This is a genomic window from Mycobacterium sp. SMC-19 (assembly GCF_045310815.1).
Classification (GTDB): domain Bacteria; phylum Actinomycetota; class Actinomycetes; order Mycobacteriales; family Mycobacteriaceae; genus Mycobacterium.
This window is the reverse complement of sequence record NZ_JBJIAM010000011.1, coordinates 19349-41235: the sequence shown is the minus strand read 5'-3', so window position 1 is coordinate 41235 and position 21887 is coordinate 19349. Positions and strand designations below refer to the sequence as shown.

20 protein-coding genes are annotated in these 21887 nt (G+C 67.6%); 11 read left to right on the top strand and 9 right to left on the bottom strand.

Annotated elements, in window-relative coordinates:
* Positions 1 to 14: 14 nt before the first annotated feature.
* The 7 genes from ACJH5R_RS20105 (at position 15) to ACJH5R_RS20075 (ending at position 9687) form a co-directional block, all read left to right on the top strand.
* Positions 15 to 2291 carry a hypothetical protein gene (locus ACJH5R_RS20105; RefSeq protein ID WP_406782712.1) on the top strand — a complete coding sequence of 759 codons (2277 nt, stop codon included), beginning with the start codon at positions 15 to 17 and terminating at the stop codon, positions 2289 to 2291.
* Positions 2288 to 5671, top strand: coding sequence for a murein biosynthesis integral membrane protein MurJ (gene murJ, locus ACJH5R_RS20100; protein WP_406782679.1), 3384 nt, complete (start codon positions 2288 to 2290; stop codon positions 5669 to 5671). The genes ACJH5R_RS20105 and murJ overlap by 4 nt, the downstream gene beginning before the upstream one ends.
* Positions 5672 to 5757: 86 nt before the next feature.
* Positions 5758 to 6330 (top strand): RNA polymerase sigma factor SigM, encoded by a 573-nt coding sequence (sigM, locus tag ACJH5R_RS20095; protein ID WP_406782678.1) that lies wholly within the window; start codon positions 5758 to 5760, stop codon positions 6328 to 6330.
* 46 nt (positions 6331 to 6376) lie between these two features.
* Positions 6377 to 6886, top strand: coding sequence for a hypothetical protein (locus tag ACJH5R_RS20090; protein WP_406782677.1), 510 nt, complete (start codon positions 6377 to 6379; stop codon positions 6884 to 6886).
* Positions 6887 to 6971: 85 nt separating this feature from the next.
* Positions 6972 to 7973, top strand: a complete 1002-nt coding sequence (gene trxB / locus ACJH5R_RS20085) for a thioredoxin-disulfide reductase (RefSeq protein WP_406782676.1) — start codon at positions 6972 to 6974, stop codon at positions 7971 to 7973.
* Positions 7970 to 8299 carry a thioredoxin gene (gene trxA, locus ACJH5R_RS20080; RefSeq protein WP_308485036.1) on the top strand — a complete coding sequence of 110 codons (330 nt, stop codon included), beginning with the start codon at positions 7970 to 7972 and terminating at the stop codon, positions 8297 to 8299. Before trxB ends, trxA begins: the two co-directional genes overlap by 4 nt.
* Before the next feature lie 167 nt (positions 8300 to 8466).
* The gene (locus tag ACJH5R_RS20075) at positions 8467 to 9687 is read left to right on the top strand and encodes an N-acetylmuramoyl-L-alanine amidase (RefSeq protein WP_406782675.1); all 1221 of its coding nucleotides are present in this window, start codon (positions 8467 to 8469) and stop codon (positions 9685 to 9687) included.
* Between the two features lie 11 nt (positions 9688 to 9698).
* On the opposite strand, the gene ACJH5R_RS20070 is transcribed toward ACJH5R_RS20075, so the two are convergent.
* From ACJH5R_RS20070 to rpmH, 9 genes are all read right to left on the bottom strand, one after another.
* Positions 9699 to 10487: an acetyltransferase gene (locus ACJH5R_RS20070; RefSeq protein WP_406782674.1), complete on the bottom strand. Its 789-nt coding sequence runs from the start codon at positions 10485 to 10487 to the stop codon at positions 9699 to 9701.
* 223 nt (positions 10488 to 10710) lie between these two features.
* Positions 10711 to 11709: a ParB/RepB/Spo0J family partition protein gene (locus tag ACJH5R_RS20065; RefSeq protein WP_406759487.1), complete on the bottom strand. Its 999-nt coding sequence runs from the start codon at positions 11707 to 11709 to the stop codon at positions 10711 to 10713.
* 43 nt (positions 11710 to 11752) lie between these two features.
* Positions 11753 to 12751, bottom strand: coding sequence for a ParA family protein (locus ACJH5R_RS20060; protein ID WP_406759486.1), 999 nt, complete (start codon positions 12749 to 12751; stop codon positions 11753 to 11755).
* On the bottom strand, positions 12748 to 13473 hold the full coding sequence (gene rsmG, locus ACJH5R_RS20055) for a 16S rRNA (guanine(527)-N(7))-methyltransferase RsmG (protein ID WP_406759485.1): 726 nt from the start codon (positions 13471 to 13473) through the stop codon (positions 12748 to 12750). Before rsmG ends, ACJH5R_RS20060 begins: the two co-directional genes overlap by 4 nt.
* Before the next feature lie 80 nt (positions 13474 to 13553).
* Positions 13554 to 14111 carry a protein jag gene (locus tag ACJH5R_RS20050; RefSeq protein ID WP_406759484.1) on the bottom strand — a complete coding sequence of 186 codons (558 nt, stop codon included), beginning with the start codon at positions 14109 to 14111 and terminating at the stop codon, positions 13554 to 13556.
* Between the two features lie 54 nt (positions 14112 to 14165).
* The gene (gene yidC / locus ACJH5R_RS20045) at positions 14166 to 15206 is read right to left on the bottom strand and encodes a membrane protein insertase YidC (protein WP_406782711.1); all 1041 of its coding nucleotides are present in this window, start codon (positions 15204 to 15206) and stop codon (positions 14166 to 14168) included.
* 43 nt (positions 15207 to 15249) lie between these two features.
* Entirely contained in the window at positions 15250 to 15573 is a 324-nt protein-coding gene (yidD, locus tag ACJH5R_RS20040; RefSeq protein WP_406759483.1) for a membrane protein insertion efficiency factor YidD, read from the bottom strand.
* The gene (gene rnpA / locus ACJH5R_RS20035; protein WP_406759482.1) at positions 15573 to 15971 is read right to left on the bottom strand and encodes a ribonuclease P protein component; all 399 of its coding nucleotides are present in this window, start codon (positions 15969 to 15971) and stop codon (positions 15573 to 15575) included. Before rnpA ends, yidD begins: the two co-directional genes overlap by 1 nt.
* A 17-nt stretch (positions 15972 to 15988) precedes the next feature.
* Positions 15989 to 16132, bottom strand: a complete 144-nt coding sequence (rpmH, locus tag ACJH5R_RS20030) for a 50S ribosomal protein L34 (RefSeq protein ID WP_024442093.1) — start codon at positions 16130 to 16132, stop codon at positions 15989 to 15991.
* A gap of 618 nt (positions 16133 to 16750) precedes the next feature.
* Here rpmH and dnaA point away from each other — a divergent pair.
* The 4 genes from dnaA (at position 16751) to ACJH5R_RS20010 (ending at position 21725) form a co-directional block, all read left to right on the top strand.
* Entirely contained in the window at positions 16751 to 18220 is a 1470-nt protein-coding gene (gene dnaA, locus ACJH5R_RS20025) for a chromosomal replication initiator protein DnaA (protein ID WP_406759481.1), read from the top strand.
* A 533-nt stretch (positions 18221 to 18753) separates the two neighbouring features.
* On the top strand, positions 18754 to 19950 hold the full coding sequence (gene dnaN / locus ACJH5R_RS20020) for a DNA polymerase III subunit beta (protein ID WP_406759480.1): 1197 nt from the start codon (positions 18754 to 18756) through the stop codon (positions 19948 to 19950).
* Between the two features lie 39 nt (positions 19951 to 19989).
* Positions 19990 to 21150, top strand: coding sequence for a DNA replication/repair protein RecF (gene recF, locus ACJH5R_RS20015; protein ID WP_406782673.1), 1161 nt, complete (start codon positions 19990 to 19992; stop codon positions 21148 to 21150).
* Positions 21147 to 21725, top strand: a complete 579-nt coding sequence (locus ACJH5R_RS20010) for a DUF721 family protein (RefSeq protein ID WP_406782672.1) — start codon at positions 21147 to 21149, stop codon at positions 21723 to 21725. Before recF ends, ACJH5R_RS20010 begins: the two co-directional genes overlap by 4 nt.
* The last annotated feature ends 162 nt before the right edge of the window (positions 21726 to 21887 follow it).

Genomic DNA, 21887 nt, shown 5'->3' with positions numbered 1-21887 from the left:
TGGCCGCCCTCCTGATGACCCTCGGCACAGCGCTCGGCGGCGCCGCCCCGCACGTTCCCGCCGGCGAACCCGACGTGGCTCCGTTCGTTCAGATCCGGATCGACCGCGTCACCCCGGAGGTTGTCACCACCTCGAGCGTCCCCCTGGTCACCGTCGCCGGCACGGTGAGCAATGTCGGGGACCGACCGGTCCGCGATGTGATGGTGCGCCTCGAGCAGGCCGGCGCCGTCGCCTCCTCGGCCGGCTTGCGCACCAACCTGCGCGGGGCCAACGACCAGTACCGCCCGGTGGGCACGTTCAGCACGGTGGCGACCGAGCTGCAGCGCGGTCAGGAAGCCCGCTTCACGCTGTCGGCGCCGCTGCGCTCGGCGAGCGAGCCGGCCTTGAACGTCGACCACCCCGGCATCTATCCGGTGCTGGTCAACGTCAACGGCACGCCCGACTACGGCGAGCCGACCCGGCTCGACGACGCCCGCTTCCTGCTCCCGGTGACCGGGCTGCCCAAGCCCGACGCGGACTCCGACCTGTCCGCCGGCGCCGTCGCACCCGACATCTCCCAGCCGGTGCGGCTCACCATGTTCTGGCCGCTGGCCGATCGGCCCCGGCTGACCCCCGGGGCGCCCGGCGGCACCCTGCCGGTTCAGCTCACCGACGATGACCTGGCGACATCGCTGGCCCCCGGTGGGCGCCTCGATGCGCTGCTGTCCGCCGCCGAATTCGCCACCAGCCCCGCGGTCGACGCCAACGGCGTGGTCAACCAAGCACTGTGTCTGGCCGTCGACCCCGACCTGGTGGTCACCGTCAACGCGATGACCAGCGGGTACGTCGTCGCCGACTCCCCCGACAGCGCCACCTCGCACCCGGGCACCGGCCGCGACGCCGCCCGGACCTGGCTGGAACGGCTGCGCCGATTGGCGCACCACACCTGTGTCACGGCAACCCCCTACGCGCAGGCCGACCTGGACGCGCTGGCGCGGGTGGGCGACGCGCGGCTCGACGAGATCGCGGTGCACAAGCCCGCCGACATCGTCGACCGCATCCTCGAGGTGACCTCGACCCGGGGTGCGGTCCTGCTCGGCGACGGCCGGCTCACGGCCGGCGCCGCGGACCTGATCGGTGCGCAGGGCGACACGGTGGTGATCACCGCCGGTGACTGCGCGGCCCAGGACACCGCGGCCGGCGCCTCCGCCACCGCCGACCTCACCCCGCGGCGGCTGTCCCCACAGCTGGTGGCCGTGCCCTATGACCCCGCCGTCGGCGCCGCGCTGGCAGCGATGGGCACCGATCCGGTCGCACCCAGCTACCAGGACGGCTCGCTGGCCGTCCGGCTTCGTCACGACTCGGCGCTGGCCCGGCGCCAGGACGCCCTGGGCTCCATGCTGTGGCGCGGACTGGAGTCCCCGGAGGATCCCGGCGCGCCACGCGACGAGATTCTGATGCCGCCGGCGTACTGGAAACCCCGCGCCGACGACGCCCAAGCCGTGCTGACCACCTTGGCCACCGCGCTGCGCTCCGGGCTGGCCGTGGCCCGGCCGCTGACCGCGGTGATCGCCGAATCACGTGGCGTCACAGCCCCGCCCGAACATCCGCTGCCGCCCCAACAACCGGCCGGCGGCTTCAGCCCCGACGTCATCGGCGCGGTGGCCAACGACATCGGCCGGCTGTCGGGCCTGACCTCGGCGCTGACCACCGACGCCCGCACCGGCCTGACCGGCGAGGCGTACACGGCGCCGCTGGCCGAGGGCATGCTGCGCGCGCTGACCCAGTCCGAGCCGGTCGATGTCCGCAACGGCCTGGCGGCGCAGCGGCTGGCGATCATCGGCAACACCGTCACCGACCTGATCGGTGCGGTCACCATCGTCAACCCCGCCGACTCCTACACGCTGGCCACCGAGCACAGCCCGCTGCCGCTGGCGCTGCGCAACGATCTGGCGGTACCGATCCGAGTACGGCTGCATGTCGACGCCCCACCCGGAATGACGGTGACCGATGTCGGGGAACTGGAACTGCCGCCGGGGTATCTGCCGCTGCGGGTTCCGGTCGAGGTGCGCGTCAACCAGCACTTCGTCGTCGATGCGGCGCTGCAGACTCCCGACGGTCTACCGCTGGGTGAGTCCGTACGGCTGTCGGTGCATTCCAACGCCTACGGCATGGTGCTGTTCTTGATCACCATGACCGCCGCCGCGGCGCTGACGGTGCTGACCGGGCGTCGGCTCTGGCACCGCTTCCGCGGGCAACCCGACCGCGCCGACTTGCCCGCGCCCCCATCCAACCCAGGCGGCGACCGATGAGCACGCCGGCGCAGCAACCCGCGCGCGCCGAGCTGACCGACGCCGCGGTGGTGTCGCGCTCCTGGGGAATGGCCTTGGCCACGCTGGTCAGTCGGATCACCGGGTTCATCCGGGTGGTGCTGTTGGCAGCAATTCTGGGCGCGGCGCTCTCGAGCGCCTTCTCGGTGGCCAACCAGCTGCCGAATCAGATCGCCGCCCTGGTGCTGGAGGCGACATTCACCGCGATCTTCGTGCCGGTACTGGCCCGCGCCGAACGCGACGACGCCGACGGCGGTGCCGCGTTCGTACGACGGCTGGTCACGCTGGCCACCGCGCTGCTGCTGGCCACCACGGTGATGTCGGTGGCGGCGGCACCGCTGCTGGTGCGGTTGATGCTGGGCGGCGACCCCCAGGTCAACGAGCCACTGACCATCGCCTTCGCCTATCTGCTGCTACCGCAGGTGATCTGCTACGGGCTGTCCTCGGTGTTCATGGCAATCCTCAACACCCGCAACATCTTCGGTGCACCGGCGTGGGCACCGGTGGTCAACAACGTCGTCGCGATCGCCACCCTGGTGGCCTACCTGCTGGTGCCGGGGGAACTGTCGGTCGACCCGGTGCGGATGGGCAACGCCAAGTTGCTGGTACTCGGCCTGGGCACCACGGCGGGTGTCGTCGCCCAGACCGCGGTGCTGCTGGTGGCGATCCGCCGCGAGCGGATCAGCCTGCGTCCGCTGTGGGGAATCGACGACCGGCTCAAGCGTTTCGGCACGATGGCCTCGGCGATGGTGCTCTACGTCTTGATCAGCCAGGTCGGCCTGGTGGTGACCAATCAGATCGCCAGCACCGCTGCCGCGTCCGGCCCGGCGATCTACTACTACGCCTGGCTGCTCCTGCAGCTGCCGTTCGGCATGATCGGCGTAACGGTCCTGACCGTCGTGATGCCCCGGCTGAGCCGCAACGCCGCCGCCGGCGACGACCCCGCGGTGCTGGCCGACCTGTCGCTGGCCACCCGGTTGATGATGATCACCCTTATTCCGATCGTGGCGCTGATGACCGTCGGCGGTCCGGCGATCGGCAGCGCGCTGTTCGCCTACGGCAACTTCGGCAACGTGGACGCGGGCTACCTCGGCGCCGCGGTCGCCATGTCCGCCTTCACCTTGATCCCCTACGCCATGGTGCTGCTGCAGCTGCGGGTGTTCTACGCCCGGGAACAACCGTGGACTCCCATCGCCATCATCGTGGTGATCACCGCGGTGAAGATCGTCGCGTCGGTGGCGGCCCCGCACCTGACCGACAACCCGGATCTGGTGGCCGCCTATCTCGGCCTGGCCAACGGTCTGGGCTTTCTTGCCGGGGCGGTCCTCGGGCATGTGCTGCTGCGGCGCTCCCTGCGCCCGGTCAGTGGGCATCTGGTGAGGCCGGACGTGATCCGCACCGTGCTGGTGACGCTGACGGCGTCGCTGCTGGCCGGGCTGGTCGCCGAGGTGCTGGATCGAGTGCTGGGCCTGCGGATGCTGACCGACCACGGCGCCGCGGGATCGATGTTGCGTCTGCTGGTCATGGCGCTGGTGATGTTGCCGATCATCGGGGCGGTCATGGTCCGCGCGCAGGTGCCCGAGGCCGTTGCCGCCCTGGCCGCGGTGCGCCGAACAATAGGTGCCCGAGGAGCCTCAATCAGCATGCCGAACCCGCCTTCTCCCGATCTCGCCGTCCCGTACGCTGAGCACAACCGTTTGCCCACAACCGGCGGGGACGTGCCCAACGATCCCGCCGCGCATACGCCGCCGGAGCACATCGCCGGTGGCCGGACACCGAAAGGCGCGGAGGTGGCCGACATTCCTTCCGAGGGCGCCGGGTCTCGGGCCGCGTCGCGGACCGTTGCTCCGCAGCAGTCTCAGCGGGCCGCCGAGGCCCCCGAGTCAGCCGGCAATGACAGCTTGCTGACACCCGGCCTGAGCATCGCCGGTGGCCGCTACCGGCTGCTGGTACGCCACGGCGGCACTGCGGTGCTGCAGTTCTGGCAGGCACTGGACACCGCGCTGGATCGACAGGTCGCGCTGACGTTCGTCGACCCGAATCAGACCATGGCCGATGACCAGCTCACCGGCGTCCTGTCGCGCACCCAGCGGCTCAGCCAGATCAACCTGCCCGGTATCGCCCGCGTGCTTGACGTGGTGCGTGTCGGTGCGGGCGGACTGGTGGTCTCCGAATGGGTGCGCGGTGCCTCGCTGCAGGAGGTGGCCGGCACGTCGCCGTCACCGATCGGCGCCGCCCGGGCGATCCGGTCGCTGGCCACCGCGGCCGAGTCCGCCCACCACAGCGGCGTGGCCCTGTCGATCGACCACCCGGCCCGGGTCCGGGTCAGCATCGACGGCGACGTCACGCTGGCCTTCCCCGCCACGCTGCCCGACACCAAGCCCGAGGACGACATCCGCGGGATCGGTGCCACCCTGTACGCGCTGCTGGTCAACCGGTGGCCGCTGACCGATGCCGGGGCCGACGGCGGACTGGAACCGGCGGATCGGGACGAGGCCGGCAACCCGGTCAAGCCCGACTCGATCAACCCCGACATCCCGTTCCAGATCTCGGCGGCGGCCAGCCACGCGATCCAGCCCGACGGCGGGATCCGCGGTGCGTCGACGCTGTCGAACCTGCTGCAGCAGGCGACCGCCCTGCACGAGCAGACCGAGCTGTTGGGCACGGTCGGCGAGGAGCAGCCCGCGCCGCGTCCGGCGCCCCCACCACCGGACGACGAGACGCGGGCCGAGCGGCGCCGCCGGGTGCTGATCGGCCTGGGCATTGGCGGGGCCGTCATCCTGGTCGCGCTGCTGGTGTTGGCCTCGGTGCTCAACCGGATCTTCGGTGACGTCAACGGGTTGGACAAGACTGAACTGGGCTTGAGCAGTCCGTCAGCGTCGTCGCAGCCGGGCACGACCGGGCCCAGTGGCATCGTCAAGCCCGTCCAGGTGACGGTCTTCTCCCCCGGTGGTGAGGCAGACCGGCCCCAGGACGCCGGCCTGGCGATCGACGGAAATCCGGCCACCGCCTGGTCGACGGACACCTACTCCGATCCGGTGCCCTTCCCGAATTTCAAGAACGGCGTCGGGCTGATGCTGCAACTGCCCAAGCCCACGGTGATCGGCACCGTCACGCTCAACGTGTCCAGCACCGGCACTCGAGTGGAGCTGCGCTCCGCCCCGACACCGAAGCCGTCGCGTCTGGAGGACACCACCTTGCTGGCCCCCGCGAAGGCGCTGCAGCCCGGCTCCAACAAGATCACCGCCGACTCGTCGTCTGCGACGTCGAACCTGCTGGTGTGGATCTCCACGATGGGCAACACCGGTGGCGAAAGCCGTACCCAGATCTCTGAGATCACCGTGCAGGGGGCGTCCTCCTAAGCGGATCGCCGATACCGCCTAGCCCTCCTGTGCACAGCTCGTTTGGGTGAAGTGCCGACGGCGCCACCGCTGGTTACTGTCCGCCCATGGGGCACCGGGACCGCAGCGACGCCGAACTGCTGGCCGCGCATGTCGCCGGGGACCGCTACGCGTTCGGCGAGCTCTACGGCCGCCACCACCGCCGGCTTCGCCGGCTGGCACGGCTCACCACCGGCTGTCCACACGAGGCCGAGGACGCCCTGCAGGAGGCGATGTTGTCGGCGCATCGGGCGGCGGGATCGTTTCGCCACAACGCCGCCGTCGGCAGCTGGCTGCATCGCATCGTGATCAACGCCTGCCTGGATCGCTTGCGCCGCAACAAGGTTGCCCACACCGAGCTGCTCGTCACGCACGCCGTCGTCGGTGATCGCACCGCTGAGATCGAGACCGCGCTGGAGGTGCGCGCCGCGTTACACCGGTTGCCGGTCGCGCAGCGCGCCGCGGTGGTCGCCGTCGACATGCAGGGATATTCGGTGGCCGACGCGGCCCACGCGTTCGGCGTGGCCCCGGGCACCGTCAAGAGTCGTTGCGCCCGCGGCCGTGCCCGGCTGGCCGTACTGCTCGGACGATCCCTGCACCCCGGGCCCGGCGCTGCGGCCCGGCCGGCCCGCGCCGGATAGCCTTGGCGCCGGAGGGCGGGTTACCAGAGCGAGCGGAAGCGGCGGCATGCCAATCGATGCGGGCGACGAACAATCCCGGGCCCCCAGCGGTCCACCGGCGCACTCGAGCCGGCCGCTACCCCGGTTGAATCGGATCGCCGCCTGGGCCGGCGGCGCGGCCGCGGTGATCGCGATCGGGGTCGGCACGACCGCGTTGATCCGGTTCCCCGGCGACACTCCCAGCGGCCCCCGTTCGTTGGACGCCATAACGGTGGCGTCCGCGCCGACGGCGGCGCTGCCGCTGTCCGAACCGGAGCTCCTCGAGCTGCTGGACCAACGCCCTGAATACGGCCCGCTGGCCGATCCGGCACGCCGGACCGGTTGCCTGGCCGGGCTGGGCTACCCGGCCTCGACGCACGTGCTGGGGGCCCGTGAGATCACGATCAACGGTCACCCCGGGGTCGTGCTGCTGGTGCCGGGCACGCCAGAGGGCACAATCATCGCCTTGGCGGTGGCTCCGCACTGCAGTTCCGCCGACACCGGACTGCTGGCCGACACGACCATCCGGCGGCCCTAGACCCGTCCGTCGAGGTTCGGGAACAATCGCCGCCTACGCTGACGTTGCTAGCCCCAGTAACCAGATCCCCGCGGAAAGGCCCTCGATGTCTGAGACACCATCCACCCACGATGTGATCATCATCGGCTCCGGCCCGGCCGGGTATACCGCCGCGATCTACGCCGCCCGGGCACAACTGGCCCCGCTGGTCTTCGAGGGAACCGCCTTCGGCGGTGCGCTGATGACCACCACCGAGGTGGAGAACTTCCCCGGCTTCCGCAACGGGATCATGGGCCCGGAGCTGATGGACGAGATGCGCGAGCAGGCGCTGCGCTTCGGCGCTGACCTGCGTATGGAGGACGTCGAATCGGTGGATCTGGACGGACCGATCAAGACCGTGGTCACCGCCGACGGCGAGACGCACCGGGCCCGAGCGGTCATCTTGGCCATGGGCGCTGCGGCCCGCTACCTGAACATCCCCGGTGAGCAGGAACTGCTCGGCCGCGGGGTGAGCTCGTGTGCCACCTGCGACGGATTCTTCTTCCGCGACCAGGACATCGCCGTGATCGGCGGCGGCGACTCCGCGATGGAGGAGGCCACCTTCTTGACCCGCTTCGCCCGCAGCGTGACCCTGGTGCACCGCCGCGAAGAGTTCCGGGCCTCGAAGATCATGCTCAACCGGGCCCGCGAGAACGACAAGATCCGGTTCCTCACCAACAGCGTCCCGGTGGCCGTGGAGGGTGAGGCGACCGTGACCGGGCTGCGGGTGCGCGACACCGAGACCGGCGAGGAGACCACCCTGCCGGTGACCGGCGTGTTCGTCGCGATCGGCCACGACCCCCGCTCGGCGCTGGTGCGTGGAGCCGTCGACCTGGACCCGGACGGCTACGTGCTGGTCCAGCAGCCGGGCTCCCGGACCTCCCTGGAGGGGGTGTTCGCGGCCGGCGACCTGGTGGACCGCACCTACCGGCAGGCGATCACCGCCGCCGGGACCGGCTGTGCGGCCGCCATCGACGCCGAACGCTGGCTGGCAGAATCCGAAGACGCGGCCGATACGGCCGACGCCCACGAAACCGGTACCGAAACCTTGATGGGAGCACCTCGATGACCGACCACGCCACGGTGAACGTCTCCGACGCCACTTTCGCCGCCGATGTCCTGGCCAGCAGCAAGCCCGTGCTGGTGGACTTCTGGGCGACCTGGTGCGGCCCCTGCAAGATGGTGGCCCCAGTCCTGGAAGAGATCGCCGCGGAGCAGGCGGACCAGCTCACCGTCGCCAAGCTCGACGTGGACGCCAACCCGGACACCGCGCGGGATTTCAACGTGGTCTCCATCCCCACCCTGATCCTGTTCAAGGACGGTCAGCCGGTGAAGCGGATCGTGGGCGCCAAGGGCAAGGCGGCCCTGCTGCGCGAGCTCGCCGACGCCACCTAGCGATTCCGGGCACCGTCCGACGCGCTTGTGAGCCTGGGCTCTTAGGTGCCGTTTGTTGCCTTGCCGTTTTCGAAAATTGGCCGGGGATCTGAGACAATTCTGGCTAATCTGCTGGCAACCACCAGCGACGGTCCATTGCCAACAGCGACAACCGGAGGGGCTCAGTAATGTCGGGTCGGCATCGCGGCACCGAGCAGGGCCTGCGTCGTGGCGACCGCAGCGGTGCCGTGGTGGAGATCCGGGCAGCGTTGGCCGCGCTGGGGCTGGTGGACAGCCCCGATGCGGACCTGAGCACCGGCAAACACGTGGCATTGGATGTCTTCGACGACGCCCTGGACCAGGCGGTGCGTGCCTTCCAGCAGCAGCGTGGCCTGCTCGTCGACGGCGTGATCGGCGAGGCCACCTACCGTGCACTCAAGGAGGCGTCGTACCGCCTGGGTGCCCGCATTCTCAACCATCAGTTCGGGGCGCCGATGTACGGCGACGACGTCGCCACGCTGCAGGCCCGCCTGCAGGATCTGGGCTTCTACACCGGTCTGGTCGACGGCTACTTCGGCATCCAGACACACAACGCGCTGATGTCTTATCAGCGCGAGTACGGCTTGTACGCCGACGGCATCTGCGGGCCGGAGACGTTGCGCTCCTTGAACTTCCTGGCCTCGCGGGTGTCCGGCGGCTCGCCTCACGCGATCCGCGAGGAGGAGCTGGTGCGGCGGTCCGGACCTCGGCTGTCCGGCAAGCGGATCGTCATCGATCCGGGGCGTGGCGGTCGTGACCACGGGCTGATCACCCAGACCCCCTCGGGTCCGATCAGTGAAGCAGATATTTTGTGGGACTTGGCAAGTCGCTTGGAAGGCCGGATGACGGCCATCGGGATGGACACCTTCCTGTCCCGTCCCAGCGGCCGCAATCCGTCGGACGCCGAGCGCGCCGCGACCGCCAACGCCGTGGGCGCCGATCTGATGATCAGCCTGCGCTGCGCCACCCACGTCAGCCCGGCGGCCAACGGTGTGGCGTCATTCCACTTCGGCAACTCGCACGGTTCGGTGTCCACCATCGGTCGCAATCTTGCGGACTTCATCCAGCGAGAGATCGTGGCCCGCACCGGATTACAGGACTGCCGGGCACATGGCCGGACCTGGGACCTGCTGCGCCTGACCCGCATGCCCACGGTCGAGGTCGACGTCGGTTACATCACCAGCCCACGTGATCGTGCGATGCTGGCCTCTCCGGCAACCCGCGATGCCATCGCCGAGGGAATGCTCGCCGCGGTCAAGCGGCTCTATCTGCTCGGCAAGAACGACCGGCCGACCGGAACCTTCACCTTCGCCGAATTGCTGGCCCATGAGCTGTCGGTCGAGCGGACCGGTCAGCTCGGCGGTTCCTGACTCCCGGCGGTTCAGCGAGACTCGACGCAGGAGAGCCGAAACTGGGACCGCCGCATAGACCCCGTCGCCGAGCCGGACACCGTGGGGGCTCCCGCACCGATCGGTTGCTCCAACCGTGAGCTCTCCAGCAAGCGCTCCAGCGCAGCCTCGACTTCTGCCTTCCACCCCAGGCCCTTGTCGAGTTCCAGTCGCAGCCGCGGGAAATACTGGTGCGGCGCCACCACGGTGAACCCGACGTCGGTCAGGAAGTCCGCCGCGATGATGCAATGCTCGACCGAGCAGTCACCGACCGCCTCCAACACCGGCGCGACGTCGGGCGGCACGGTGCCGACATCCAGCAGTTCGGAGACTGCGGACGTACGGCCGAAGGCCTCCAGTGCGCGTACCCCGCGCCGCATCAACTCCTCCACTACCCGGGAGATCAATTCCCGGGGCAGGCCGTCTGCCATCGGGGCCGGATCGACACCGATCGAAGTCAGTAGCACTGCGTCTGCTGAAACCGGCCCGGTGGGAAATCGGTGCGCCCGCGGTACCGCACGCGGTGGCGCGTACAGCACGTAGCCGAGGCACGGCGGATCCCCGATCCCCCGTGCGGCGGCCGACGGCGTGGCGACCTGACCACAGGTCCCCCACTCCAACATGACCATCGAGAGCCAGGCTTCCTTCTCGAACTCGGGGTCCGAGAGGTGATCGTCGCTACCGAGGGTGGCCGGGTCCACCTCCCAGAAGACGCAGCGGCGCGCGTGCTTGGGAAGCTGCTCGAAACCCTCGAGCTTCAGGGGTGCGATTCGGACAGACACTGGACTCCCGGTCTCAACCCGTGCTGCTGCCGACGGCAGCCCCTTAAGGATAGGAGGGTCGAGCCGCCGGATGCCACCCGCGGCGTCATTCGGTGAGTCGGCCCCTCGAAATTTCGAAAGCTGCTGTTAATCAACATGTTTCAGTTCCGCCACCGGCCCGGGGTCACCGTAGCGTCACAGTGACGTAACGGCCGTGTGGCCCTGGACCTGGGCTTACAACGCCTCAGGAGGTCTTCGAGTCCATCATCGCGACGATCCGCTGCAAATCGTCGACGGATCCGAATTCGACCACGATCTTGCCCTTGCGCTTACCGAGGCTGACCGTCACACGGGTGTCGAAGGTCGTCGACAACCGCTCCGCGACGTCCTGCAGACCGGGCATTTGGATGGGCTTGCGCCGCGGAGCGACCGGTGTCGAGGCACCACCCCGGTTGGCCAAAGTGACCGCTTCCTCGGTGGCCCGTACCGACAGACCCTCGGCCACGATCCGCGCGGCAAGCTCCTCTTGTGCCTCGGATCCGGCCTCCAGGGAGAGCAGCGCCCGGGCATGGCCTGCCGACAAGACGCCGGCGGCGACCCTACGCTGCACGGCGATAGGCAGACGCAACAGCCGGATCATGTTGGTCACCAAGGGGCGGGACCGGCCGATGCGGGTGGCCAGTTCGTCATGGGTCACCCCGAACTCGTCCAGCAGTTGCTGGTAGGCGGCCGCCTCTTCCAACGGGTTCAGCTGTACCCGGTGGATGTTCTCCAGCAGCGCGTCGCGCAACAGGTTGTCGTCCTCGGTCTCCCGGACGATCGCTGGGATGGTCTCCAGACCGGCTTGCTGGGACGCCCGCCAACGCCGCTCCCCCATGACCAACTGGTAGCGCGACGAGCCGGGCACGGCCCGGACCACGATGGGCTGCATCAGCCCGAATTCCCGGATCGAATGCACCAGCTCGGCCAGCGCCTCGTCGTCGAAAACCTGCCGCGGCTGGCGCGGGTTGGGCTCGATGTCCGCCGGCCGGATCTCGCGGTACACCGCGCCCACGTCGGGGGTGGCCGCCTGCGGTGTGCCGCCCAAGCCGCCGAGCACGACATCGGCAGCGGCGGCACCCATGCGCGGGCCCAGGTCGGCACTGCGGTCGCCCTGGGCCACATTGCCCTCACCGGGACCCGTCGGGATGAGCGAGGCCAGGCCGCGGCCCAAGCCGCCTTTCTTACGCGACGGTCCGGTCATCTGTGGCGCTCCTGTTCGTCTCCGGGTCGTCGTACACCGGCGGTCACGGTTGTCCGCCGCCGTCGGCCAGGTCGCGCTCGACGAGCTCCCGACTGGCGTCCAGGTAACTCATCGCCCCGCGCGAGCCGGGGTCGTAGTCGATGATCGTCATGCTGTAGCCCGGTGCTTCCGAGACCTTGACGCTGCGCGGGATCACTGTACGCAGCACCCGATCGCCGAAGTAGCGGCGCACCTCGTCGGCGACTTGGTCCGCGAGCTTGGTGCGCCCGTCATACATCGTCAGCAGCACGGTGGTCACTTCCAGCCGCGGGTTGAGGTGTGCCTTGACCATCTCGATGTTGCGCATCAACTGGGACACCCCTTCCAGTGCGTAGTACTCGCACTGAATCGGGATCAGCACCTCCGGTGCGGCAACCAACGCATTGACGGTCAGGAGCCCCAGCGACGGCGGGCAGTCGATGAAGACGTAGTCGAAGTCGAAGCTGTCCAGATCGGTCAGGGCATTCCGCAGCCGGTTCTCCCGCGCCACCATGCTGACCAATTCGATCTCGGCGCCGGCCAGATCGATGGTGGCCGGGATGCAGTACAGCCGCTCGTTGTGCGGGCTCTGCTGCAAGGCGTCGGTCACCGGGATGGCCCCGATCAACACTTCGTAGGACGACGGCGTCCCCGATTTACGGTCTGCGATACCCAGCGCCGTGCTCGCATTGCCCTGCGGGTCCAGATCGATCACCAGGGTCTTGATCCCCTGCACGGCGAGGGCCGCGGCCAGGTTGACCGCCGTCGTGGTCTTGCCGACGCCGCCTTTCTGATTGGCCACGGTGAACACGCGCCGACGCTTCGGGCGGGGCAGTCGGTTATTGGTGTGCAGCACTTGCATGGCGCGTTCGGCCGCCGCTCCGATCGGGGTGTCGACAAAGTCTGGCGATGTTTCACGTGAAACCGGCCCGGGGGATGTTTCACGTGAAACCACCTCCGCGGAACCTCCACGCTTGGCGGCCGCTGGCCGGGGCGTGACGCCGGGGGGGACTGCTCTGCTCATGCCTGCCTCCTGCTCGACCGTCGCGCCTGGCTGCCCGCCGCCCGACCGCGTGGGCGCCTCGCTTGAGGCTCTGCCCGCGGTGCCAGCACCACGGTCGCGGGCGGGGTTAAATAGTTCACGCCACATCTCACCACCCTTACGTCGTTGGCGCCTAGTTTCGCCAGCGCTCCGCGGTGCTCATCGACCTCGGCCTGTGCCCGCTCCCCCTTCATCGCCAGCATCCGCCCGCCCGTGCGTAGCAGCGGCAGGCTCCACCGGCCGATCTTGTCCAGGCTCGCGACCGCCCGCGACATCACGACATCGCAGTCCCCGGCTGCCTCGCGCACCGCTGGATCTTCGGCCCGCCCACGCACCACTTGCACGTTATCGAGACGCAGATCGGCGACCGCTTCACGCAGGAACTCGCTGCGTCGAAGGAGTGGCTCCACCAGGATCATGGAAACGTCCGGGCGCACAATCGCCACTGGTATCCCCGGCAGGCCGGCGCCGCTTCCGATGTCCGCCGCCCGCTCCGCAGGCTCCAGCAGTTCGCCGACCGCCGCGCAGTTGAGCAGGTGACGGTCCCAGAGCCGTTCCACTTCGCGGGGGCCGATCAGTCCGCGCTCGACGCCGGCGTCCGCCAGCAGGGCCGCATAACGCTGAGCGGCGGGAAGCCGGTCGCCGAATACTTCCGCCGCCTCCGGGGGTGGCTCGGGTGCCGGTGTTCCCTCGACATGTTTCACGTGAAACATTCCTCCGGCTTCCCGGGATTGGACCGCAGACAGGGAATCACATTGCTGTGATTCCCCGTCGCTGAGTCTCGTCAGTCCCGCCGAACCACTACTCGACGCGACGGCTCGACACCTTGACTCTCGCTGTGCACACCGGCAACGGCGGCCACCGCATCGTGGACGATCTTACGTTCGAACGGGCTCATCGGGGCCAGTTCCTCATCGGAACCGCTCTCCAAGACCCGCCGGGCCACCTCGTCGCCCAGGGCGGTCAAGTCGTCGCGACGCTGACGGCGCCAACCGGCGATGTCGAGCATCAGCCGGCTGCGCTCACCGGTCTTCTGGTGCACCGCCAAGCGGGTCAGCTCCTGCAGTGCGTCGAGCACCTCGCCCTTGCGGCCTACCAACTTGGTCAGGTCTGAACCGCCGTCGATACTGACCACCGCGCGACGGCCTTCGACATCCAGGTCGATGTCTCCGTCGAAGTCCAGCAGGTCGAGCAACTCTTCCAAGTAGTCGCCGGCGATCTCGCCTTCGGCAACCAGTCGATCTTCCAGGTCGACCCCGGGCGCCGCTTGGCTCTCCTGGGTCTCCCCCTCGGAATCCACAGCCTCGCGCTCCGTGGTGTCCGAATCGGTCGTGTCGGTCATGTCGTCTCCCTCCGTGCCCGGCGGCTCACGCGCCGGTTGGCTTGTCGCGGCCCGTCACCGCTTGCGTTTCTTCGGCTTCGCCCCGGCACCGGGGCGCCCGCCTCGTGCAGCGGGTCGGCCCGTGTTCCGTTTGGCGGCCTCAGAGCTCGCGGTCTCGCCGGCCTGCGCCTCGGTCGCGCTCGACTCCTCCGCGGCAGCCTCGGCGTCGACTGCAGCTTCCGTGGTCGCCGCCCGGCCGGCCCGCTTCGGCTTGGCGCCGGGGGCCGGGGCGTTGGCGGCGCGGCGGCGCAGCGCTTCGTCCTTCTTGGCTTCTTCCTCTTTGGCGATCAGACCGAACACGTAGTGCTGCTGGGCGAACGTCCAGATGTTGTTGGAGAACCAGTACAGGATGATCGCCAGCGGCAGGAACGGCCCGCCGACCACGACGCCGAGCGGAAAGACGTACAGCGCCAGCTTGTTCATCATCGCGGTCTGCGGGTTCGCCGCGGCTTCGGGACTCTGCCGCGCTACCGACGCCCGACTGTTGAAGTACGTCGCGATACCGGCCGCGATCATGATCGGCACCCCGACCGCGATAACAGATACCCGGTTGAACTCGGTGAAGGCATCCAACCCGGTCCGTTGGATCATCGTCGCGCCCAGCGGGGCGCCGAACAGGTTCGCGTCCAGGAAGTTGCCCACGTCGGCGGCGCTGAAGAAGTAGTTGCCCAGCTGACGGTTCAGATCCGGCGACAGGCCCAGCTGGCCGATCCCGGTACTGGTCCGGTTGAACGACCGCAGCACATGGAACAAGCCCAGGAACACCGGGACCTGCGCGAGCATCGGCAGACATCCCAGGATGGGGTTGAACCCGTGCTCACGCTGCAGCTTCTGCATCTCCAGCGCCATCTTCTGGCGGTCCTTGCCGTACTTCTTCTGCAACGCCTTGATCTGCGGCTGCAGCTCCTGCATCTGGCGGGTCGTCCGGATCTGCTTGACGAATGGCTTGTAGAGCAGTGCCCGCAACGTGAACACCAGGAAGACCACCGACAGGGCCCAGGTGAAGAAGCTCGCCGGTCCCAGTAGAAGGCCAAAAGCCTTGTACCACAACCACATAATGCCCGACACCGGGTAGTACACGTAGTCCAGGCTGCCCGGATCAAAGGACACGGTATTGACCCTCCGCTCGATTGTCGCGCTTGTTCAGGGCGTCTCCGGTCGAGCAGCCGCACTCGGCAGCTCGCTGGGACCGTTCCGGAATGGGGTCCCATCCGCCTTCGTGCCACGGCCCACACTTCGCCAGCCGTACCGCGGCCAACCAGCTGCCCCGAATCAACCCGTATTCGGTCAATGCGTCCACCGCGTATTGGCTGCAGGTCGGCATGAAGCGGCAGCTGGGCAAGCGCAGTGGAGAGATCAGGTGTCGGTACAGCTCGATGACGAAGATCAATCCGCGCACTGGTACGACCGCGATTCCGCGCATCAGCGCACCGCCCCCGCGGCCCGGCGGATCGACCGCAAACCCGCACGCAATTGAGTGCCGAGCGCAGCCGAAGTCGCGCCCTTGCTGCCAGGCAGTGCCCGAATCACCAGTTGCTCTTGAGGTTCCAGGTCGGCCAACACCTCACGGGCTACGTGGCGCAGTCGCCGAGCCACCCGATGCCGGTCCACCGCAGACCCAACCGACTTGGCGATGATCAGACCTACGCGCGGCGTAGGTGCCGTCACGGAATCACCCGCCGACTCCTCGGAAACGTCCGTCCGTCGGTCGTACAGGACTCGGTCGTACAGGATGACGTCCGGCTGCACTGCCCTTCGGCCATGCTTGACCGTTGCACCGAAGTCGGCCGATCGTCTCATCCGGTACTGAGCCGGGAGCACCGCCGAGCTGCCTGTGCTCAGGCGGTCAGCGAACGCCGGCCCTTGCTACGCCGGGCGGTGACGATGGCACGACCGGCACGGGTACGCATCCGCAGGCGGAACCCGTGCACACGGGCCCGACGACGGTTGTTGGGCTGGAAGGTCCGCTTGCCCTTGGCCACGGCACACTCTCCTTATTGCATCTCGCGTCGCGTAAGCCCGACACACCGGAAGCCCGTTGTGCCTGCCGCACGCGACGCACTCGGTAAGCTCGGTGAACTTCTGCGTCTTGCTCGTAACCGGCGCGGGCTCCGGCCAGAGGCCGGTCGCTGCCGTATCGCCAACGTTCGGGCGACTGTTCGAGGGTACTGACGCAGGTTCGCCGGGTCAAACCCCGGCGTCATCACCGTCCGGTGCTCGACTCGCCCCCCTCTGAAACGGGCCCACTATTCACACTGGTCACACCCGTATCCGTCGGTCTCAAGACGCTCGTTATCTTTCGATTCATCTCGGCGAAATGAGTAGTCGTCCGCCCAGAAACCTGTTAACTTGCTTGCCAGCGCCGTTTCGGAACCGGAGCGGTTCTCGACCACGAACCGAAGATCACGAAGCGGCTGGCGCTTCAGATATTGCGTCTTTTGTCTGGAGTAACCGTTGCTGAGCAACCGGCCTAGAGGGCCTCACCGCGGAATGCGCACCTCATCCACACCTGTGGATAACTGTGTGGATAGCATGTCCGGGTACGGCATCCATGCACCACGGTGCCAGTCCAGACGGCGTCGAACCAGGGGGATGGGGCTTTGAGTGAGGACCCCGGCACTGCGTTTCTCAGTCTCTGGGACGAGGTAGTAGCCGAACTCAACGGAGAAGTCCCGCCGACCAACGGTTCGGCCCCGACCCTGACTCCGCAGCAAAAGGCCTGGCTCAAGCTCGTCCACCCGCTGGCCATCGTCGAGGGTTTCGCTCTGTTGGCGGTTCCGAGCAGCTTCGTCCAAAACGAGATCGAACGGCATCTGCGCACCCAGATCACCGATGCGCTCAGCCGGCGCCTCGGCCACGCCATCGAACTCGGGGTTCGGATCTCACCACAGGCCGCCGAAGACCAACCCAGCACCTCCAGCACCGACAATGTCGCCGAGGTCCGCGCCGACGAAGAAGACGACGACACCACCGACGTCGAATACGACTGGCCCAACTATTTCACCGAACGTCCCAGTGATGACTCGTCGACCGCGGACGGAGCGAGCCTCAACCGGCGCTACACCTTCGACACCTTCGTCATCGGAACCTCCAACCGGTTCGCCCACGCCGCGGCCCTGGCCATCGCCGAAGCACCGGCACGCGCGTACAACCCACTCTTCATCTGGGGTGAATCCGGCCTGGGTAAGACCCACCTGCTGCACGCCGCCGGCAACTACACCCAGCGACTCTTCCCCGGGATGCGGGTCAAGTACGTCTCCACCGAAGAGTTCACCAACGATTTCATCAACTCCCTTCGCGACGACCGCAAGGTGGCGTTCAAGCGCAGCTACCGCGACATCGACGTGCTGCTGGTCGACGACATCCAGTTCATCGAGGGCAAAGAAGGTATCCAGGAAGAGTTCTTCCATACCTTCAACACCCTGCACAACGCCAACAAGCAGATCGTGATCACGTCCGATCGGGCGCCGAAACAGCTTGCCACCCTGGAAGATCGGCTTCGCACCCGTTTCGAATGGGGCTTGATCACCGACGTCCAGCCGCCGGATCTGGAGACTCGGATCGCCATCTTGCGCAAGAAGGCGCAGATGGAACGTCTCGACGTGCCGGGTGACGTGCTCGAACTCATCGCCACCAGCATCGAACGCAACATCCGGGAACTCGAAGGTGCGCTGATCCGGGTCACCGCATTCGCCTCGCTCAACAAGACCCCGATCGACCGGTCGTTGGCCGAGATCGTGCTGCGTGACCTGATCGCCGACGCCAGCACCATGCAGATCAGCGCGGCGATCATCATGGCCGTCATCGCCGAGTACTTCGACACCTCCATCGAGGAGCTACGTGGGCCCGGCAAGACGCGCCCGCTGGCACAGTCCCGCCAGATCGCCATGTATCTGTGTCGCGAACTGACCGATCTGTCCCTTCCCAAGATCGGCCAGGCATTCGGCCGCGACCACACCACGGTGATGTACGCCGAACGCAAGATCCGTGGCGAGATGGCCGAGCGTCGCGAGGTCTTCGATCAAGTCAAAGAGCTCACCACCCGGATCCGGCAGCGCGCCAAGCGCTGATTCGCCGGTTGTAATCCGTCGCTCTTACAAAAAACTTTGGACCCACTCGTACCACCCGTCACGGTCCAGCCCTGTGGATACCGCTGCGGACAACCTGTCCACCATCCGATGACGAATCACCAGTCGATCCACACCGGCGGTTTCATACACAGCCGCGGCGGCCGACCCGGGCGTGTCATTCACTGCTCGTCCCCAACCCCACGCGCCCGCTCAGCAGCGACGATGCCACGCTATGCCCAGCATCCACAGGACTTACTACTAATACTGGGAGTTATCCCTTGATTCTCTTTAAAAACAGGTCGTTGGGGATTCGGGTCCACCCAGGCTGTTCACAACCTGCCCGTGTCGGCACCGGCCAAGGCCGTGCTGAGCCGCTCGGTGTCGACGTTTAACTTTCAAGAAGGCCGTCCAGGCTCTACGGTTGGTGGCCTACCGCTCTTACACTTCGGCGTGGGGCGTTGCACGGCCGCGGGTGGGGGTGTTCACCAGTCGCCGCACAGTAGAGCTCGATATCGGGGTGACGAGAGGACGCTATGGACGCGGCGACCACGAACGCGGGTCTGACCGACTTGAAGTTCCGCCTGGACCGGGATGACTTCGCTGACGCGGTGGCGTGGGTGGCGAAGTCGCTGCCGGCCCGGCCTACTGTGCCGCTGCTGGCCGGGGTGTTGCTGACGGGTTCCGACAACGGCCTGACCGTGTCTGGATTCGATTACGAAGTCTCCGCCGAAGTTCAGCTTGCTGCTGAGATCGCTTCTCCGGGAAGTGTTTTGGTTTCCGGTCGACTGCTGTCGGATATCACCAGAGCACTGCCCGCCAAGCCGGTCGAAGTTCAGGTGGAGTCCACCCGGGTCTCTTTGACCTGCGGTAACGCCCGATTCTCGCTGCCGACCATGACGGTCGAGGATTACCCCACCCTGCCGACACTGCCCGACGAGACCGGTGTGCTGTCCTCAGATGTGTTCGCCGAGGCCATCGGCCAGGTAGCCGTAGCGGCCGGCCGCGACGACACGTTGCCCATGTTGACCGGTATACGCGTCGAAATTTCCGGCAACACAGTCGTTTTGGCTGCTACCGACCGTTTCCGCCTTGCTGTTCGAGAATTGAGTTGGACAGCCGCGCCCGGCACCGAAGCCGCCGTGCTGGTCCCGGCCAAGACCCTGGCCGAGGCGGCCAAGGCCAGCAGCGACGGCAACGAGGTGCATCTGGCGCTGGGAGCCGGTTCCGCGGTCGGTAACGAGGGGCTGTTGGGAATCACCAGCGCTGGAAAGCGCAGCACCACCCGACTGTTGGATGCCGAATTCCCGAAGTTCCGGCAGTTGCTGCCCAACGAGCACCTGGCCGTCGCGACCATCGGTGTGGCAGAACTGACCGAAGCGATCAAGCGTGTGGCCTTGGTGGCCGACCGAGGTGCCCAGGTACGCATGGAGTTGTCCGAGGGCACTCTGCGACTTTCGGCCGGCGCGGAAGATGTCGGTCGCGCCGAGGAGGATCTGCCCATCGATTTCGTCGGTGAGCCGTTGACCATTGCGTTCAACCCGACCTATCTCACGGACGGTCTGGGTTCGCTGCACAGCGAGAAGGTGTCGATGGGCTTCACTGATCCGAAGAAGCCCGCGGTGCTGCGCCCGGTCGGTGCGGATGACCCCGCGCTGATCGGTGAGGGACCGTTCCCGGCGATTCCGTCGGATTACGTCTACCTGTTGATGCCGGTCCGCCTGCCCGGCTGATCGGCGCAGCTCGCGACGACGGGAGGGGTTGGTTTCTCGGTGTATGTCCGCCACGTGGGCCTGCGGGATTTCCGGTCCTGGGCGCACGTCGATCTGGAACTGGAACCGGGCGCGACGGTGCTGGTCGGACCAAATGGCTTCGGGAAGACCAATCTTGTTGAGGCACTGTGGTATTCGTCCACATTGGGTTCACACCGGGTGGCCACTGACGCTCCGTTGATCCGATCGGGTGCTACTCGCGCAGTGGTCTCCACGATCGTCGTCAATGAGGGCCGCGAACTCGCCGTTGATTTGGAGATCGCCGCGGGCCGCGCCAACAAAGTGCGTCTCAATCGCTCACCGGTACGGCACGCACGCGAAGTCGTAGGGGTGCTGCGCGCAGTGCTGTTCGCCCCGGAAGATCTGGCGTTGGTACGTGGCGATCCCGGTGAGCGTCGCCGTTACCTCGACGAATTGGCCAGTGTGCGTCGTCCGCGGATCGCGGGAGTCCGTGCCGATTACGACAAGGTGCTCCGGCAGCGCACCGCACTACTCAAGAGCGCGCCGGGTGCGCTGCATCGTGGTGACCGATCCGTGCTGGACACTCTCGACGTGTGGGATGCCCAACTGGCCACCCATGGGGCCGAGCTGATGGCCGCCCGAATCGACCTGGTCAATCAGCTGGCGCCGGAAGTCGAGAAGGCCTACCAACTCCTGGCCCCCGGAACTCGCAGCGCTGCCGTGGCCTATCGGCCGAAGCTGGAGATCGCCTTCGGTGAGGAGAATCCGAGCGCGACCGAACTACAGGAAGCTCTGCTCACGGAGTTGGCGCGCCGCCGCAGTGCGGAGCTGGAACGTGGTGTGTGTCTGGTCGGACCGCATCGCGACGAGTTGGAGTTGCGGCTCGGCGACCGACCGGTGAAAGGCTTTGCCAGCCATGGTGAGTCGTGGTCCATGGCACTGTCCCTCCGGTTGGCGTCCTATGAACTGCTCAGCAGCGAGGGCGCCGAGCCGGTACTGCTGCTCGACGACGTTTTCGCCGAATTGGACGCCGCCCGGCGCCGCGCGCTCGCCGGCGTCGCCGCATCCGCAGAGCAGGTTTTGATCACCGCCGCTGTCGCGGAGGACATCCCCGACGACTGGCAGGCCCGCCAGATTCGGATCGCCGTCACCGAGGGCGACGAGGGCAGGGTCTCCGAACTGATCGGCACTGCGCCATGACCGGCGTCGACGATTCGCCGGACGAACCGCCATGGCAGCCACCGGCGCATCTGGCCGGTTTGACCGGCATGGATCTCGTCCGCCGGACCCTCGCCGAAGCCCGCGAAGCGGCCCGCAGCCAGGGCAAAGACGTCGGGCAGGGACGCCGTGCGCCGCTGCGTCGCCGTCCCACCGGCACCGGTGGCGGGCGCCGCAGCTGGTCGGGACCCGGGCCCGATCGACGGGACCCGCAGACGCTCGGTGCGGCCACCCGCGACCTGGCGCAGTCCCGCGGTTGGTCGGCGCAAGTGGCCGAAGGCACGGTGCTGGGACAGTGGCGCGCGGTCGTCGGCGACGACATCGCTTCGCACGCGACTCCTACCCGACTGTCCGACGGTGTACTGAGCGTCGCGGCCGAATCGACGGCCTGGGCCACGCAATTGCGCCTGGTCCAGGCCCAATTACTGGCCAAGATCGCCGCCGCCGTCGGCGACGGCGTGGTCAAGACGCTGAAGATCACCGGTCCGACCGCGCCGTCGTGGCGGAAGGGACCGTTACACGTCTCGGGCCGGGGCCCGCGCGATACCTATGGCTGAGCGAGCGCCGGAATCTGACGCCTGAGTGGCGCTACGAGCAAAAAAATCGCTCCGGCCAGCGGCCGGACACGAGGCAAACCGCGATATCGACGCCACGGCGCAATCAGGTAGGCAGAAACACCCCAAGAAAATGCTCGCCGTCGGCACCCCAAGGTAGACTGA